Source organism: Candidatus Devosia phytovorans (assembly GCA_029202405.1).
Lineage (GTDB): Bacteria > Pseudomonadota > Alphaproteobacteria > Rhizobiales > Devosiaceae > Devosia > Devosia phytovorans.
Window position 1 is genome coordinate 2,169,202 of the sequence record CP119312.1, and the last position, 15,793, is coordinate 2,184,994.

Genomic DNA, 15,793 nt, shown 5'->3' on the forward strand with positions numbered 1-15,793 from the left:
CAAGCGGGGAAAGAAAATTGTGCTAGCGGCAGGCTGGATTGGAGATTGGCGCAGTCAGGAAGCGCAATTTTCGCTGTTGGAACAGAAATTTGTAGCGTCGTGCAAACTGGTTTGACGCGGTTTCCGACCGCGCTAGCGCTCGGGCGTCCAGATGGGAGAGGTCTCGCGCTCCAAGGGACCGAGCGTGGTGATGTCGTCGCCGCGGCGCATGTAGATGTTCATGCGGAAGGAATTGCCGATGCGTTCGGAGCGCTCGATGAATAGCGCGGCGATGTCGGGCGGGCAGAGGTTTTCCGCGGTGCGGCGGAAGAGCGAGAGCCAGCGCATGAAATGTTCGTCGGCAAGCTCGGGCATGGCCATGTGCTTGGGCATGGGGCGGCCCGCATAGCGGCCGGTGCCGAGCAGCATGGAGCTCCAGAAATCGGCGATGGTGGCGAGGTGGGCGGGCCAGGCTTCGGGCGCTACGACGCGATTGAAGATGGGGCCGATGACGGGATCGCGGCGGGCATCAGCGTAGAAGCTGTCGACAACCCTGCGGATCAGGGCCTCGTCGAGACCTTCGGGAGTCTCCCAACCAACGCGCCTGTGCTGGGTGCCGAGTGGTGGCCGGGGATTGTCGACGTCGCTCATGGCGTGATCTCTGAGATGGCATAGGTGCAGCGGCGGCCGCCGGAGACGATGTGCTCGCCGCGCTCGATCTGTGTTTTCGGGCCAAGGATGGCGCGGAAGACGTCGAGTTCGGCGCGGCAGAAGCCCTGACAGGCGGTGGCTGCGGCGCAGATCGGGCAATGGTTTTCGACCAGGGTGAAGGATCCGTCGGCCTCTTCGCGCCAATCGGCCATATAGCCTTCGGCAGAGCGCAGGCCGACGAGGGCGGCGACCTTGTCGCGCAGCGGCAGGTCGTCGGCGATGGCGGCGGCATAGGCGTTGCGCGTCTCGGCTTCGCGGACGGAAATCAGCGTATCAAGCGCGGCTTCACCCAAAGCATCCTTGACGATGCCGAGGAGCTGAACGGTGAGAGCTGCATGGGTGTCGGGGAAGCGGGACTGGGCAGTGGGCGTCAGGCTCCAGCGCTGGGTGGGCCGACCGACGCCCCTTGCCTCGCTGAACGACTGCACAAGGCCCTCTTCGGCGAGGCGCGCCAGTTGCTGGCGCGCGGCTTCGCCAGTGGTGGAAAGCTTGGTGCCCAGTTCGGAAGAGGACAGTTCGCCATGCATCTTGAGCGCCATCAGCACGCGTTCGGCCGGGCTCCTGGGAGACCAAGTTGCGTTTGTCGCGGCTGCGCCGGCTCGGGGGGCGCCCATGCCGGTGACGTCGAACCGATTATCCAAGCCTGGGCTTGACATATTTGCGCCAGAGGTTTTCAAAGTCATTACTTGGAAATTAGATGGCAGGCGTTGTTTATGCAAGTGCCGCGCTGTCGCAGCTAAAAGATGGAGCCTGCAAATGGCCTTTGAACTCCCCGCCCTGCCCTATGCTCATTCAGCCCTTGCCGAGAACGGCATGAGCCAGGAGACGCTGGAGTTGCACCACGACAAGCACCACCAGGCCTATGTGACGGCACTGAACGGGTTCGTTGAAAAGAACGCGGACCTGCAGGGCAAGTCGCTGGAAGAGATCATCACCTTTGCCAATGGCAAGGCGGACCTGGCGCCGGTGTTCAACAATGCCGGCCAGCATTGGAACCACATCCACTTCTGGAACGCGCTGTCGCCCAAGGGCGGCGCCCTGCCCGGCAAGCTGGAGGCCAAGATCGTTGCCGATCTCGGCTCGGTCGACGCTTTCAAGGAGCAGTTCAAGACGGCTGCGACGACGCAGTTCGGTTCGGGCTGGGCCTGGCTGGTGCTGGGAACCGATGGCAAGCTCAAGGTCACCAAGACACCTAACGGTTCCAATCCGCTGGCGACCGGCGAGGGCAAGCCGCTGCTCGGCCTCGATGTGTGGGAGCACTCCTATTATGTCGACTTCCGCAATCGCCGCCCGGACTATGTGACCAACTTCCTCGACAAGCTGGCGAACTACGAATTTGCCGAAGCCAATCTGGGCTAGGGGCGCCGTATTTCACTGATGCTGGCCTGCAACGGGCAGTGTTCTGCGCTTCCGGTGCTCACGTACCCAAACGTACGCTCCGCTCCGGTTCTCGAACACCACCCCTTTCGGCTCAGCCTGAGCGAAATCCGGTCGCCCCTGTGGCGCCTGGTAACCACTGTTGCGTCCCGGCCTTGAGCCGGGATGCTTCCTGAGCTTCATTGATAGAGCTTGCGGCTGAGGCACCATCCCGGGATGGGTCCCGGCTCGAGGCCGGGATGACATCGTGGGCGGGGTCAAATCCTCCCCTGACAAAATTCCGAAGACGATGCGATGGGCGGCCTGCTTGTCGCCGGAGACAGAATTGACCCTGATGGCTGATTTCGACCTGCCCGATACGATGCACCTGCGACAGTCGCGACGGCCGGTGATCGGCAACGCGGAATTCCGCTCGGCCATGGCTGCCACCGCCTCCACGGTCAGCGTGGTGACGGCGCGGCGGGGCGACGAGCGGATCGGGCGGACGGTGACAGCCGTCCTCTCCATGTCGGCCAATCCGCCGGCCGTGCTGGTGTCCATCGACATCGTCAGCCGGATGGCCGATTTCATTGCCAAGACGGGCGGCTTCTCGCTGGCCATGCTGGCCGAGGACCAGTCCGACATTGCCAATGCCTTTGCCGGCAAGGTCGAGGCGAGCGGGCGCTTTGCGCTGGGCGAGTGGCAGGCCTGGCCCTCGGGCCATCCGATGCTGCTGGGCGCAGTGACGGCACTGGACTGCGAAGTCATCGGCGCTATCGAAACGGGTACGCATGTGCTGTTTGCCGGCGCGATCGTCGAGGCGGAAACCACGACAAGTCGGGCGCCGTTGATCTGGCAGCGCCATGCCTATCACGGACTGGCCGGGCTCGACTGACACGCCGGAAAGTGCCAAGCTCGCAACTCCTGCCCCGCTCCGGCATTCCCTGTTCAGAGCATTTCACCGTTTCTTCGAAACGCCGAAATTGCTCTAAATTTTTGGAAGGTCGCGTTTTCGAACCGCAAAAGCGGTATCCACTTTTGCTGAAAACGCTCCATGGGAGGCGTTCATGCCCCAGTTCTTTTTCCATTACCGCACCGATGATGAATTGATCCGCGACGTGGATGGCAGCGAACTGCCAGATCTCGACGCGGCAGAGCACAAGGCCGCAGCCCTGGCCAAGGCGATCGTCGAGCATGCGGCGAGTACGGGCGGAGACACGCGCCTGCCCCGGTCGATCGAAATCACCGACGCGGCGGGTGAGGAACTGCTCTATATCGTGTTCTGGGCGGGACCAAAGATTGGCGCAGACGGCAAGGATGATGACTCGCTGATCGAGCAAGTGCCTACTGTTCATTGATATTATCAGTTTGAACTGATATAGGTTGAGGCCTATAATTTCTGCGCTTGGGGGCGCGGGAATGGCTGGTGTTTGGGTTGTTCTGGAACATCCGAAGTTTGCGCGAGAATGGGAAAGGCTGCCCATTTCAACGCAGAAAAAGCTGGATGCTGTCGTCCAGATTCTCAGAGAGCACGGGCCAGCATTAGGACGCCCCTATGTCGATACGCTCAATGCGTCGCGTCATGGGAACATGAAGGAAATTCGGCTCAACGCCGACGGTGTCTGGCGCTTTGCATTTGCGTTCGACCCCGCACGCAACGCCGTCATCCTGGTCGGAGGGGACAAGGAAGGCGAGAACCAGACGGCCTTCTACAAGAAGTTCATCCGTTTGGCCGATGCGCGACTTGATGAATGGCTGGCACAGGAGAGTTGACATGACAAGGTACAAGAGATCCGACTTCCTCCCCGCTGACAGGCATTTCAACGCCCGCCCTCCCGAGGAACAGGCCGAAATTCTTGCCGAAGCAGACAGGATGATGGCGGAAATCCACCTGGCGAGTGTTCGCAAGGCCCTGACCGTCACGCAGGCTGACCTCGCCGAAAGGACGGGCCTCAAGCAAGGTGAAATTTCGCGGATCGAGAATGCGGTGACGAGCGTGCAGATCAAGACGCTGCAGCGCTATGTCAGCGGGCTTGGTGGTCAGTTGCGCATCGTGGCTGACTTTCCGGATGGATCGAAGGCGGAGATTCCGCTGCGAAATGGCAAGCCGGTCAAATCGAAGGCGATTGTCGCGGCGGCAGACCGCAAGAAGTCGGCCTGAGAGAACAAAAACGCCGGCCCGAGGGCCGGCGTCCTAACGTCCGGGAGGACGATTGCCTTGGATCACTGCGCCGGCGTGCCGGTGTAGATCTGGTCGAAGATGCCGCCGTCGCCGAAGAAGTGGGGCTGGGCTTCGCGCCAGCCGCCGAAGTCCTCGATGGTGACGAGGTTGACCTCGCCGAAGCGGGCGACGTCTTCCGGCGCTGCGGCTTCTGGCTTGAAGGGACGGTAGTAGTTGGCGGCAGCGATCGCCTGGCCTTCGTCGGAATAGAGATATTCGAGATAGGCCTGGGCCAGATCGGTATTGCCTTTCTTTTCGGCATTGCCGACGACAAGCGCGACGGGGGGTTCGGCGAGGATCGAAACCGAGGGGGTCACGATGTCGAAGGCATCGGGGCCGAGTTCCTCGAGGGCGAGATAGGCTTCGTTTTCCCAGGCGAGAAGGACATCACCGATGCCACGCTGCACGAAGGTGGTGGTGGAGCCGCGGGCACCGGTATCGAGCACGGGGACGTGCTTGTAGAGCTCGGTGACATAGGCCTGGGCGGTTTCATCGGAGCCGTCCGGCTGCGCCTTGGCCCAGGCCCAGGCTGCGAGGAGATTCCAGCGGGCGCCGCCAGAGGTCTTGGGATTGGGCGTGATGACCTCGACGCCATCATTGGTGAGATCGCCCCAGTCATTGAGACCCTTGGGATTACCCTTGCGGACCAGGAAGACGATGGTCGAGGTATAGGGGGCGTTGTTGTTTTCGAGCGTGCCGCGCCAGTCGGCGGGGATCAGCGTCGGATCGGCGTCGGAAATGGCGTTGATGTCGGATTCGAGCGCCAGGGTCACGACATCGGCCTCGAGTCCATCAATGACCGTGCGGGCCTGGGCGCCTGAGCCACCGTGGGTGGTCTGGATGGCCACGGTTTCACCCGCGGTTTCCTGCCAGTGAGTGGTGAAGGCCTGGTTGAACTGCTGGTAGAGCTCGCGGGTCGGATCGTAGCTGACGTTGATCAGGGTGCGATCCTGCGCATGCGCCGTGGTGACGGCAAAGCCCAGCATCAGCGAGGCGGCCAGACCGGCGTAGGCGATGTATCTTGAAGCGTTCTTCATCTCTGTCTCCCCGATGAGATCGATGGGAAAAGACTACCAGACCAATCGTCTATCGCAAGGCGATGGGCTCGCGCTGTTGTAACGCGCGGGAAAACAGTTTGCTGCATTCGAGGTTCTGGCGAGAAAAACATGGCGGAGAGCGAGAAAAAGGCTCGGTCTGCGCAAATTCATTCCAATCTGATCGTCGAGCAATCGGGCCTTGCTGTCATGCTGCCATTATGACGCCGCGCTAGTGGTTGAAGGAGAGGCAGACAGGTGCGAGCGGCGTGCCTAGAGTGACGCTGCGAGATGGGGAGTCGTTGAATGGACCTTGGGCAATCGAACCTGCTGGAGCGGGCTGAAGCGCTGATGGCTGGGGATGAGGGATTTGCGCGGTTCTTCCGGGCGGCGATCCTGGCCACGGACAAAGAGGACCTGGCACGACAGACGCCGGAGCGGTTCGAGGCGGACCTGCGCCAGTCCTATCAGTTGCTGGTGTCCTTCGAGGGCGATGGCAGCCGGTTGAGCGCGACGCCGCCGGCCGTGACGGGCGATCCGCTGGTGGTGGATGTAGTGTCGCCGGACATGCCGTTTATCGTCGACAGCGCGCTGGCGGCGGTGCGGGCGGCGGGTGGCACGGTGCGGCTGTTTACCCATCCGGTGGTCAAGGTGGACAATGGCACGGTAAGTGCCAATGGCGGGCGGGCGCTGAGCCTGCTGCATATTTACAGCGATCCGGTGGACGATGTTTCGGCGCTGACAGCGGAAGTCGAAGCGACGATGGCCGAGGTGACGCGGGCGGTCAGCGACTGGCAGGCGATGCTGGAGCGGCTGCGCAAGGGTGTCGCGGCGCTGCAGCAGAGCCCTGCCCCCAACAAGGACGAGAAGCTGCGGTTTCTCGACTGGCTGATCGAGCATAATTTCACCTTCCTCGGCATGCGGGAATATCGGCTGGGGGCGGAGGGCCTGGCGCCGGTCGCGGGCAGCGGGCTGGGGATTTTGCGCGACCCCGATTTCAAAGTGCTGCGCAGCGGCGCGAGTTTTGTGGAATCGACGCCCCAGCATGCTGCCTTCATGGCGGGTAACGAACCGCTGCTGGTGACCAAGGCCAATGTGCGGGCGCGGGTGCATCGGCGCGTGCATATGGATTATGTGGGCATCAAGCTGTTTGGCGCGGATGGCGCGGCGACGGGCGAGCTGCGCATCGTGGGGCTGTTCACAGCGCAGGCGCTGGCGACGCCGCATACCGACGTGCCTGTTATCCGGCGCAAGATTGCCGAGGTGATGCGCAAGTCGGGCGTCGATCCGCTGGGGCATGACGGGCGGACGCTGCTGAGCGCGCTGGACAGCTATCCGCGCGACGAGCTGTTCCAGATCGGGGGCGAACAGCTTTATGAATTCGCCACGGCGATTGCTGGCCTTTATGACCGGCCGCGGGTGCGGGTGCTGCCGCGCATCGACCGGTTCGACAATTTTGTCTCGGTGTTGGTTTATGTGCCACGCGATCGCTACGACAGCGAGGCACGGGCCCGGATCACGCGCTATCTGGCACAGGTCTATGACGGGCGCGTTTCGGCCTATTATCCGCATTTCCCGGAAGGGGATCTGGTGCGGCTGCATGTGATCATCGGGCGGATTGCCGGCGCGACGCCGCAGCCGAGCCGGGCGACGCTGGAGGACCATGTCGATGCGCTAACCTCCAATTTCGGTGATGTGCTGGCGGCGACGGCGCGGGATCCGGCGACGATCAGCGATTATCGCGGGGCGTTCTCGGCGGCCTATCAGTCACGCAATACGGCGGTGGATGCGCTGGATGATATCGGCGTGCTGCGGTCCCTGGGCGATGGCGCGGGGGTGGCGATACGGCTGCGGGCGCGCGAGGGCGCGGACGGGGCGCTGGGGCTCAAATTCTACCACCGCGAGAGCGCCATTCCGCTGAGCGACCGCGTGCCGATGATCGAGGCCTTTGGCTTCCGGGTGATCGACGAGCGCACCTATACGGTGGTGCCGCGCGACGGGGTCGAGCGGTATCTGCATGACATGGTGCTGGCGCCGAGCGAAGGGGCGAGCTTTGATCTCAGCGCGCGCGGCGCAGCGGTCGAGGAAGGGCTGCTCGCGGTGTGGGATGGGCTGGCCGAGAGTGATCAGCTCAATGCGCTGGTCAGCCGGACCATGCTGGGCTGGACGGATGCGGCGCCGCTGCGGGCGCTGTCGCGGTATCTCAGACAGATCGGGACGAGCTATTCGCAGCGCTATATTGCCAATGTGCTGGTGAAACAGGCGGAGGCCGCTTCGGCGCTGGTGGCGCTGTTCAATGCGCTGCATGACCCCGTGCAGGACGATCGGGAGGTCGCAGCCGAGGAAGCGCGGGAGCGGATCGTTGCGGCGCTCGATGCCATGGCGTCGCTGGACGAGGACACGATTGTCAGGCGCTTCGTCAACCTGATCGAGGCCTCGGTGCGGACCAATGCGTTTCAGCGCGATGAGGCGGGGCAGCGCATGCCGGCGCTGGCGATCAAGTTCAATTCCTCGCTGGTGGACGGCATGGTGGCGCCCCGACCGTTCCGCGAGATTTCGGTCTATTCGCCGCGCGTCGAGGGCGTGCATCTGCGGTTTGGGGCGATCGCGCGCGGTGGATTGCGGTGGTCAGATCGGCCGGAAGATTTCCGCACGGAAGTGCTGGGGCTGGTCAAGGCGCAGCAGGTCAAGAATGCGGTGATCGTGCCGGTGGGGGCCAAGGGCGGGTTCGTGCCCAAGCATCTGACGGCTGGCATGCCGCGCGAGGCTTTCGCGGCGGAGGGCGTGGCCGCCTACAAGATCTTCATCGGTGCACTGCTGGATGTGACGGATAATCTGGTCAATGGTGCCGTGGTGCCGCCAAGGGATGTCGTGCGGCGGGATGGGGACGATCCTTATCTCGTGGTGGCGGCGGACAAGGGCACGGCGAGCTTTTCGGACATGGCCAATGGCATTGCGATTTCGCGCGGCTTCTGGCTGGGCGATGCTTTCGCCTCGGGCGGCTCGGCCGGCTATGACCACAAGAAGATGGGCATTACGGCGCGCGGCGGCTGGGAGGCGGTGAAGCGGCATTTCCGCGAGATGGATCGGGATATCCAGAAGCAGCCGTTCACCGTGGTGGGCGTCGGCGACATGAGCGGCGATGTGTTCGGCAATGGCATGCTGCTGTCGCCGGAAATCGAGCTGATCGCCGCGTTTGACCACCGGGACATCTTCATCGATCCCAAGCCGAATGCGGCGGCTAGCCTTGCCGAGCGGCAGCGGCTGTTCGCCCTGCCCCGCTCGAGCTGGCAGGATTATGACCGTGCGCTGATCTCGGCGGGCGGCGGGGTGTTTTCGCGCTCGCTGAAGGCCATTCCGCTGACGGCGGAAATGCAGGCGGCGCTGGGGCTCAACGTGCCGCATGCGACGCCGGCGGAGGTGATGACGGCTATCCTCAAGGCGGAGGTGGACCTGCTATGGTTCGGCGGCATCGGCACCTATGTGCGGGCAGCGGGCGAGACGGATGCCGAAGTGGGCGACCGGGCCAATGATGCGATCCGCATCACCGGGGCCGAGGTGCGGGCCAAGGTGATTGGTGAAGGCGCGAACCTGGGCGTGACGCAGCGCGGGCGGGTGGACTATGCGCTCAAGGGTGGGCGGATCAATACGGATGCGATCGACAATTCGGCGGGGGTGAACTCTTCCGACCTCGAGGTCAATATCAAGATCGCGCTGGCGCCGCTGCTGGCCGATGGGTCGATTGATATCGAGGCGCGCAATGCCTTCCTCGTGACGATGACCGACGAGGTGGCACAGCTTTGCCTGCGCAACAATTACCTGCAGGGGCTGGCGATTTCGCTGGCGCAGCGGGCGGGGCTGGCCGAATTGCCGGACCACCGCGAGCTAATCGAGCAGCTGGAAGAACGCGGCCTGCTGGACCGACTGGTGGAATTCCTGCCGAGCGATGCCACGATGGACGGGCGGGCGCTGGTGCGGCCGGAGCTGGCGGTGATCCTGGCCTATGCCAAACTGACGCTTTATGCCGATCTCCTGGAGGGCGTTTCCATTGATGACCAGTATCTGGCGGGCGAGCTCTATCGCTATTTCCCGGAGACGCTGCACAGGACCTATCCCGAGGCTGTTGCGCAGCATCGGCTGAAGCGGGAGGTGATCGCCACGGTGCTGGCCAATGCGATGATCAATCGCGGCGGGCCGGCCTTTGTCAGCGAGCTGACGGCCGCGACCAGCGCCAGCCCGGGCGAGGTGGCGCTGGCCTATGCGGCGACGCGCGATGTCTATGGGCTGACGGCGCTCAATGGGGCAATCGATGCGCTGGATGGTGTGGTATCAGGCGATGTGCAGTTGGGGCTTTATGCCGAGGTTGCCGACCTGTTGATGCAGGAAAGCCTGTGGTTCCTGCGCAATGCCGACGTGACGCAGGGGCTGGTCAGTCTCGTGGAGCGACATGCGGCGGGCGTGTCCGTGTTGCGGGAGAGCACCCTGCCCGCTTCGCTGCAGGCTCGGGTGGATGGCAAGAGTGCCGAGCTCGTGGGTCTTGGTGTTCCGGAAACGGTGGCGCGGAACATCGCGCAACTGCCGGTGCTGAGCTATGCCAGCGATATCGTGCTGGTGAGCGAACGTGCGGGTGTGAGCGTGGTCGATGGTGCGGCGGCGTTCTTTGGGGTGTTCGCGCAGTTCGGGCTGTGGCCGGTGATCGAGCAAGGCCGCGATATCCGGCTCAGCGACCGGTTTGATCGTATGGCGCTGGACCGGGCGCTGGCCAACCTGATGCGGGCGCAGCGCGACCTCACGGCGGATGTGCTCAAGGCCGAGGGCGGGTTTGCGACATGGGCGGCGCGGCCGGGGATCTCGCGGACGGCGGCTTCGGTGGCGGAGCTGACGCAGGGGGAGCTTACGGTATCGCGGTTGAGCGTGGCGGCGGGGTTGCTGGCGGATCTGGCGCAAGAATAGTGGCACGCCCTCGTGGTTCGAGGCTTTGCTGCGCAAAGCACCTCACCATGAGGGCTACTGAGAGCTCGATGCTTCAACAGCCCTCATGGTGAGGTGGGAGCGCAGCGACCCTCGAACCACGAGGGCGTGGCGCCATGCTGCCAAAGTCTGCCTTGTATCCCAGCGACATATGGGGAGAGTGAGGCACCCTGCCCTTCTTGTGAGTGACCAGATGACCACGCTGACCCAATGGCTTGCCGCGCAGACTGTCGATCCGAAACTGGCTTCGGTGGTGGCCACGATGGCGGCGGCGAGTGCCGAGATTGCCGGGGTGCTGCGACTGGCGCCGATCGCGGGACAGACGGGATTGGCGGGGCATACCAATGTGCAAGGCGAGGCGCAGAAGGCGCTGGATGTGATCTCGAATGACATTGTTCTCAAGCACTTGAAGGACAATGACAAGATTTCGATTCTGGTGTCGGAAGAGCTGGATGAGGAAGTCCGGTTCGGCAATGACGGCCAGTATTTTGTGGCGACCGATCCGCTGGATGGCTCGTCCAATCTCGATGTGAATGTGACTGTTGGCACGATTTTTTCGGTGCTGGATGCGCGCAAGGGCCTGCTGCAGAAGGGTAGTGAGCAGTTGGCGGCAGGCTATGCGGCCTATGGACCGGCGACGAGTTTGGTCATCACCTTCGGGACAGGTGTCGCGATCTTCACGCTGGATGGATCGGGTGCGTTCGTTTTGACGCAGGACCAGGTCGCCGTGCCCGCCGCCTCGGGCGAATATGCGATCAATACGGCGCGCGAGCGGTTCTGGGACGCGGCGACCAAGGCCTACGTGGCCGAGAATGTTGCGGGCGAAACCGGCACGGCGGGCAAGCGCTACAATATGCGCTGGGTTGGGTCGATGGTGGCCGATATCCATCGCATCCTGATGCGCGGGGGGATTTTCCTTTATCCGCTGGACAGCGAGACCGTCAGCAAGGGCGGCCGGTTGCGGCTGCTTTATGAGGCCAATCCGATGGCGATGATCGTCGAGGCGGCAGGGGGGAAATCGACAACGGGACCGGAAAAGATACTTGAACTCGTGCCTAGCGGAATTCATCAGCGCGTTCCGGTGATCCTGGGATCGGCGGACGAGGTCGAGCGCGTGGAGGCCTGGTACAAGAAGGGATAGTGAGGCCTTCGGCCGAGTCTTCGTGGGGGGTACCCCCACCTATCCTCCCCCTGATAGGGAGAGGGACTGCTCCGTGGGCGGGGCGAGATGTTGCCACAAACTCGATCTGTCCCTCCCCCTTTTCAGGGGGAGGCTAGGTGGGGGTACTCTTCTCTCACATCCACGACCCAGATCAATTGCAACGTTCTTATAGTGTAGCTATAGCTCCTGCCAACAAGGAGCCAGTTCCATGACCGACGTTACGCTTGCCAAGACCAATTCGAGCCCGTGGCCGAAGCGGCCGTTTCATCGGCAGTATCTGATGCGGCAGGCGAACAATCTCTTTGATTTCTTCGAGGCGGCCTCGATCAATCCCAAGGGCGGGTTTTTCGAGCTGGATGACGAGGGTCTGCCGCTGGACGAGGGAAATTCCACCCGGCAAATCCATGTGACGACGCGCATGATCCATTGCGCGGTGATCGGCAGCCTGTTGGGGCGGCCGGGATCGGACGAGATTGTCGATCACGGCATGCGCTATGTCTGGGAGCAGCATCGCGACGCCGAGCATGGCGGCTATGTGTGGGGGCTGGACGACAATGGCGTCGTCAACGGGTCCAAGCAGGCCTATGGCCATGCCTTCGTGCTGCTGGCGGCATCGAGCGCCAAGCTCGTGGGGCATCCGCTGGCCGAGCAGATGATCGCCGATGTGACCAAGATCATCAACGAGCGATTCTGGGACGAGGGGACCGGAACGGTCAAGGACGAGTATAATCAGGACTGGTCCGAGCTGCTGCCCTATCGCGGACAGAATGCCAACATGCATATGACCGAAGCGCTGATGGCAGCCTTCGAGGCAACCGGGGACAAGGCCTATCTGCAAAAGGCCGAGCGGATCGCCGAGCTGATCATCCTCAAGAACGCCGTGGCGCTGGACCACCGCGTGGCCGAGCATTTCGATGCCGACTGGGTGCTGGACAAAAATTATGAGGGCAATGAGATGTTCCGCCCCTCGGGCACGACGCCCGGGCACTGGCTGGAATGGTCGCGGCTGCTCTATCAGCTGTGGGTGCTGGGCGAGAAGCGGCTGAGCTGGATGACCGGCGCGGCGCGCGAGCTGTTCCGCCAGTCGATCGAGCTGGGCTGGGACACGGCGCATGGCGGGTTCTTCTATACGCTGGACTGGGACAACAAGCCGATCATGCGCGAGAAGCTGTGGTGGCCGACGGCCGAGGCGATTGGCGCGGCGGCCTATATTTCGGCCTATGATACGCATGACTATTTCCAGACTTGGTATCGCAAGCTCTGGGACTATGCGGAAAACCACGTGATCGACCATGCGCGCGGCGGCTGGCTGAGCGAACTCAAGGAAGACCTGACGCCGACCTCGCGGCTGTTCGTGGGCAAGCCCGATATCTACCACGCGCTGCAGGCCTGCCTGATCCCGCTCTATCCGGCGACGGGGAGCCTCACCAGGGCGATCATCGAGGCGGATCACACGGATAAGTATGCCCGCTGAGGTCTGCCCTTAAGGGCAGTTGCAAGCCTTGCAGGTCGCGCGTAAAGCAGCGCGACTTGCGGGAGAGAGCGCGACATGACGACGATGATGCAGGCGAAGACCGATGCGGGATTGACCACATTGGTGCTTGAGGCCGCGATTGCGGCGGCGCGTGTCATCATGGATGTCTATGCCCGGCCGATAACGGCCGTCAAAAAGGCCGATGGTTCGCCGGTGACCGAGGCTGATGCCGCCGCGGAAGCGGTGATCCTCGACCATCTCAGACCGACCGGAATTCCCGTATTGGGCGAGGAAAGCGTGGCCGCCGGGATCATCCCCGTGCTGGGCGAGCGCTATTTCGTGGTCGATCCGCTGGACGGGACCAAGGAATTCATCAAACGCAATGGCGAGTTCACGGTGAACATCGCGCTGGTCGAGCATGGCGTGCCGGTGCTGGGCGTGGTGCTGGCGCCGGCGACGGGGGAAACTTTTATCGGCGACGCCACCGGGGCGTGGTTCTGCAACGTGCAGGACGGCCTGGCCTCGGAAAGACAGAGCATTGCCGTGGCTTCGGCTACGCGGTTGCGGATCGTGGCGAGCCGCAGCCATGGGCATGCGGCGCTGGCGGCGCTGTGCCAGACGCTCGATGTCGAGGCGGATGTGTCGGTGGGGTCGTCGCTGAAATTCTGCCTATTGGCACGCGGCGAGGCGCAGCTTTACCCGCGCTTTACCCCGACTTCGGAATGGGACACGGCTGCCGGACAGGCAGTGCTAGAAGCGGCGGGCGGTGCGGTGGTGACGCTGGACGGCGCGCGCATGGCTTATGGCAAGCATGACCTGGCCTTCCTCAACCCTTATTTCGTGGCCGCTTCGAGCCTCGAACTGGCGCAAAAGGCGGCCGCGGAGATGAGCCGGCTGCTCGATTGAGGGGACTGCTGACACAGTCTGTCAGCGACGCGAGAGCAGATTGGCCGGCCTGCAATGGGGCGGCAGTGTGGCTTGCGCTATGCTCGTCAAGCATATAAACAGCCGCCATATATCGATCCAGCATATGGTCGTGTGGAGCGCGCATGAACGTCAGGACCCTGTGTCTATCCATCCTCTATGAAGGCGATGCGACGGGCTATGACATCCGCCGCATGTGCGTCGAGGGTGAGTGCGCCTATTTCGTCGAAGCCAGCTATGGCTCGATCTACCCGGCGCTGGCCAAGCTCGAGGCGGAAAAGCTGGTTGTCAGCCGGACCGAGCCGCAGCCGGGCAAGCCGGCCAAGAAAATCTATTCCATCACCGATGCCGGGCGCGACGAATTTGCCGAGGCGCTGGCCGGGCCGCTGGGCGAGGATGTGTTCCGCAGCCCGTTCCTGCTGTTTGCCCGCTATGCGCATATTTTGCCGCGCGATCTGGTCGCGGCGCGGGCGCAGGAATTTCTCGACAAGCTCGGCGACAAGCACAGCAAGCTGCAAGATGCCTTCCCAGGGCACGCCAGCAATGCCAGTGACGCATGGGTAATAAATTACGGTCGTGCCATCATGGAGGTTGCGCAAACGCATATGCGCACCCACATGCACGAACTGATCACTTTGGCGCGAGCCGAACAGAACAAAGACGCGGCTGAGTAAAGGGGCAAATATTCATGCGTGCACTGTTTTCATATGGACTGGCTTTGTTGATCCTGCTTGGCGCTGGCGCCTGGCTCGCCACCGGAACGCTGGTGGTGGGTGGAAGCGGACCGGGGAATGGGGAAAGACCCATTGTTTCGGTCATCGAAGGCCAGGATCATGGTCCCCTGCATGAGACGCTGGCGAATGCCGGCGTGCTGGCCGAGCATCCCGAACCCGAAACCGACCCCCGACTGACCATTGCCCAGCGCAATGAAGAGGCAAGCGGGTCCGATGAGGCGCTGGCGAAGGTCCGTACCGTGACCTACACCGCCAAGCCGATGCAGATCGACGTGCCGCTGCGCGGCCGCACCCAGGCGAAATCCTCGGTCGGCGCTCTGGCCGAGACGGCTGGTATCGTCGATGAGGTGCATGTCACCAAGGGCGAGCAGGTTGCCGTGGGCGATGCCCTGTGCACGCTGGATCGTGGCACGCGCGCTGCCGCCGTGGCCCAGGCACAGGCGGGGCTGGAGCAGGCCAATGCTGGCCTCAACCAGGCACAGCTCGATTTTGACACCAATGCCGACCTGCGTGAACGCGGACTGGCCGCGCCCAATACGGGTCGCGCCGTGGAAGTGGCGCTGAGCGGCGCCCGGGCGTCGGTGTCCTCGGCCCAGGCTGCGCTCGACAATGCACAGCAGGAACTCGATCGCACCGAGATCAAGGCCAAGGTGGCCGGTGTGGTGCAGGATCCGGTGGCCGTGGCTGGCGCCATGCTGCCGCAGGGTCAGGCCTGCGCGACCATCGTGCAGCTCAATCCGATGAAGTTCGTCGGCCAGGTGCCGGAGTCGCGTATCGACCTGGCACGCACCGGGCTCGACGCCGTGGTCAAGACGGTGAGCGGCGCGCAGGCCGAGGGCAAGGTGACGTTCATTTCGGCCACGGCCGACGATGCGACCCGTTCCTTCCCGGTCGAAATCGAATTTGCCAATGACGAGCTGAGCTTCCGCGATGGCGCAACGGCGCAGGCCGTGGTGACGCTGGGCAGTGCGCAGGGCCAGCTGCTGCCGCAGTCGGTGCTGACGCTGGACGAGGCCGGCACGCTGGGCGTGCGCACGGTGGAGGACGGCAAGGTCGCCTTCCATGAAATCACCATCGTCAGCGATACGCGCGATGGCGTGTGGGTTACCGGCCTGCCCGAGACGATCGACGTGATCACCGTCGGCCAGGAAAACGTGTCTGCAGGACAGGCGGTCGACGCCTCGTCCGATGAGAATGCTCCCGCTGTCAGCGAAGAAAGCGTCTGAT

14 protein-coding genes are annotated in these 15,793 nt (G+C 63.2%); 11 read left to right on the forward strand and 3 right to left on the reverse strand.

What is annotated here, in order from left to right; translation table 11 throughout:
- Positions 1–132: 132 nt before the first annotated feature.
- A complete protein-coding gene (locus P0Y65_10755) occupies positions 133–630 on the reverse strand; it encodes a group III truncated hemoglobin (protein ID WEK02689.1) in 498 nt (165 codons plus the stop codon).
- Positions 627–1,229, reverse strand: a complete 603-nt coding sequence (locus P0Y65_10760) for a transcriptional regulator (protein WEK06781.1) — start codon at positions 1,227–1,229, stop codon at positions 627–629. The genes P0Y65_10755 and P0Y65_10760 overlap by 4 nt, the downstream gene beginning before the upstream one ends.
- A 217-nt stretch (positions 1,230–1,446) precedes the next feature.
- Here P0Y65_10760 and P0Y65_10765 point away from each other — a divergent pair, with 217 nt between their 5' ends.
- The 5 genes from P0Y65_10765 (at position 1,447) to P0Y65_10785 (ending at position 4,207) form a co-directional block, all read left to right on the forward strand.
- The gene (locus P0Y65_10765; protein WEK02690.1) at positions 1,447–2,049 is read left to right on the forward strand and encodes a superoxide dismutase; all 603 of its coding nucleotides are present in this window, start codon (positions 1,447–1,449) and stop codon (positions 2,047–2,049) included.
- Positions 2,050–2,401: 352 nt separating this feature from the next.
- Positions 2,402–2,941, forward strand: coding sequence for a flavin reductase family protein (locus P0Y65_10770; protein WEK06782.1), 540 nt, complete (start codon positions 2,402–2,404; stop codon positions 2,939–2,941).
- Positions 2,942–3,113: 172 nt separating this feature from the next.
- The gene (locus P0Y65_10775; GenBank protein WEK02691.1) at positions 3,114–3,404 is read left to right on the forward strand and encodes a hypothetical protein; all 291 of its coding nucleotides are present in this window, start codon (positions 3,114–3,116) and stop codon (positions 3,402–3,404) included.
- 61 nt (positions 3,405–3,465) lie between these two features.
- Positions 3,466–3,819, forward strand: coding sequence for a type II toxin-antitoxin system RelE/ParE family toxin (locus P0Y65_10780; protein WEK02692.1), 354 nt, complete (start codon positions 3,466–3,468; stop codon positions 3,817–3,819).
- 1 nt (position 3,820) lies between these two features.
- Complete coding sequence (locus tag P0Y65_10785) at positions 3,821–4,207, forward strand: helix-turn-helix transcriptional regulator (GenBank protein WEK02693.1); 387 nt, start codon at positions 3,821–3,823, stop codon at positions 4,205–4,207.
- A 62-nt stretch (positions 4,208–4,269) separates the two neighbouring features.
- Here the strand turns inward: P0Y65_10785 and P0Y65_10790 are convergent, their stop codons facing one another.
- The gene (locus P0Y65_10790) at positions 4,270–5,304 is read right to left on the reverse strand and encodes a sulfate ABC transporter substrate-binding protein (protein WEK02694.1); all 1,035 of its coding nucleotides are present in this window, start codon (positions 5,302–5,304) and stop codon (positions 4,270–4,272) included.
- Between the two features lie 303 nt (positions 5,305–5,607).
- Here P0Y65_10790 and P0Y65_10795 point away from each other — a divergent pair, with 303 nt between their 5' ends.
- From P0Y65_10795 to P0Y65_10820, 6 genes are all read left to right on the forward strand, one after another.
- Complete coding sequence (locus P0Y65_10795) at positions 5,608–10,254, forward strand: NAD-glutamate dehydrogenase (protein WEK02695.1); 4,647 nt, start codon at positions 5,608–5,610, stop codon at positions 10,252–10,254.
- 211 nt (positions 10,255–10,465) lie between these two features.
- Positions 10,466–11,413 carry a class 1 fructose-bisphosphatase gene (locus tag P0Y65_10800; GenBank protein ID WEK02696.1) on the forward strand — a complete coding sequence of 316 codons (948 nt, stop codon included), beginning with the start codon at positions 10,466–10,468 and terminating at the stop codon, positions 11,411–11,413.
- Between the two features lie 229 nt (positions 11,414–11,642).
- The gene (locus P0Y65_10805; GenBank protein ID WEK02697.1) at positions 11,643–12,908 is read left to right on the forward strand and encodes an AGE family epimerase/isomerase; all 1,266 of its coding nucleotides are present in this window, start codon (positions 11,643–11,645) and stop codon (positions 12,906–12,908) included.
- A gap of 75 nt (positions 12,909–12,983) precedes the next feature.
- Positions 12,984–13,814 (forward strand): 3'(2'),5'-bisphosphate nucleotidase CysQ, encoded by an 831-nt coding sequence (cysQ, locus tag P0Y65_10810; protein ID WEK02698.1) that lies wholly within the window; start codon positions 12,984–12,986, stop codon positions 13,812–13,814.
- A 143-nt stretch (positions 13,815–13,957) separates the two neighbouring features.
- Positions 13,958–14,506: a PadR family transcriptional regulator gene (locus tag P0Y65_10815; protein WEK02699.1), complete on the forward strand. Its 549-nt coding sequence runs from the start codon at positions 13,958–13,960 to the stop codon at positions 14,504–14,506.
- 14 nt (positions 14,507–14,520) lie between these two features.
- Positions 14,521–15,792, forward strand: coding sequence for an efflux RND transporter periplasmic adaptor subunit (locus tag P0Y65_10820; GenBank protein ID WEK02700.1), 1,272 nt, complete (start codon positions 14,521–14,523; stop codon positions 15,790–15,792).
- The last annotated feature ends 1 nt before the right edge of the window (position 15,793 follow it).

Coding starts and splice junctions, on each gene's coding strand:
- P0Y65_10815 (WEK02699.1), top strand. CDS start 13,958: ATGAACGTCAGGACCCTGTGTCTATCCATCCTCTATGAAGGCGATGCG.
- P0Y65_10785 (WEK02693.1), top strand. CDS start 3,821: ATGACAAGGTACAAGAGATCCGACTTCCTCCCCGCTGACAGGCATTTC.
- P0Y65_10800 (WEK02696.1), top strand. CDS start 10,466: ATGACCACGCTGACCCAATGGCTTGCCGCGCAGACTGTCGATCCGAAA.
- P0Y65_10760 (WEK06781.1), bottom strand. CDS start 1,229: ATGGCGCTCAAGATGCATGGCGAACTGTCCTCTTCCGAACTGGGCACC.
- P0Y65_10805 (WEK02697.1), top strand. CDS start 11,643: ATGACCGACGTTACGCTTGCCAAGACCAATTCGAGCCCGTGGCCGAAG.
- P0Y65_10770 (WEK06782.1), top strand. CDS start 2,402: ATGGCTGATTTCGACCTGCCCGATACGATGCACCTGCGACAGTCGCGA.
- P0Y65_10765 (WEK02690.1), top strand. CDS start 1,447: ATGGCCTTTGAACTCCCCGCCCTGCCCTATGCTCATTCAGCCCTTGCC.
- P0Y65_10795 (WEK02695.1), top strand. CDS start 5,608: ATGGACCTTGGGCAATCGAACCTGCTGGAGCGGGCTGAAGCGCTGATG.
- P0Y65_10755 (WEK02689.1), bottom strand. CDS start 630: ATGAGCGACGTCGACAATCCCCGGCCACCACTCGGCACCCAGCACAGG.
- P0Y65_10775 (WEK02691.1), top strand. CDS start 3,114: ATGCCCCAGTTCTTTTTCCATTACCGCACCGATGATGAATTGATCCGC.
- P0Y65_10790 (WEK02694.1), bottom strand. CDS start 5,304: ATGAAGAACGCTTCAAGATACATCGCCTACGCCGGTCTGGCCGCCTCG.
- P0Y65_10780 (WEK02692.1), top strand. CDS start 3,466: ATGGCTGGTGTTTGGGTTGTTCTGGAACATCCGAAGTTTGCGCGAGAA.
- P0Y65_10820 (WEK02700.1), top strand. CDS start 14,521: ATGCGTGCACTGTTTTCATATGGACTGGCTTTGTTGATCCTGCTTGGC.
- cysQ (WEK02698.1), top strand. CDS start 12,984: ATGACGACGATGATGCAGGCGAAGACCGATGCGGGATTGACCACATTG.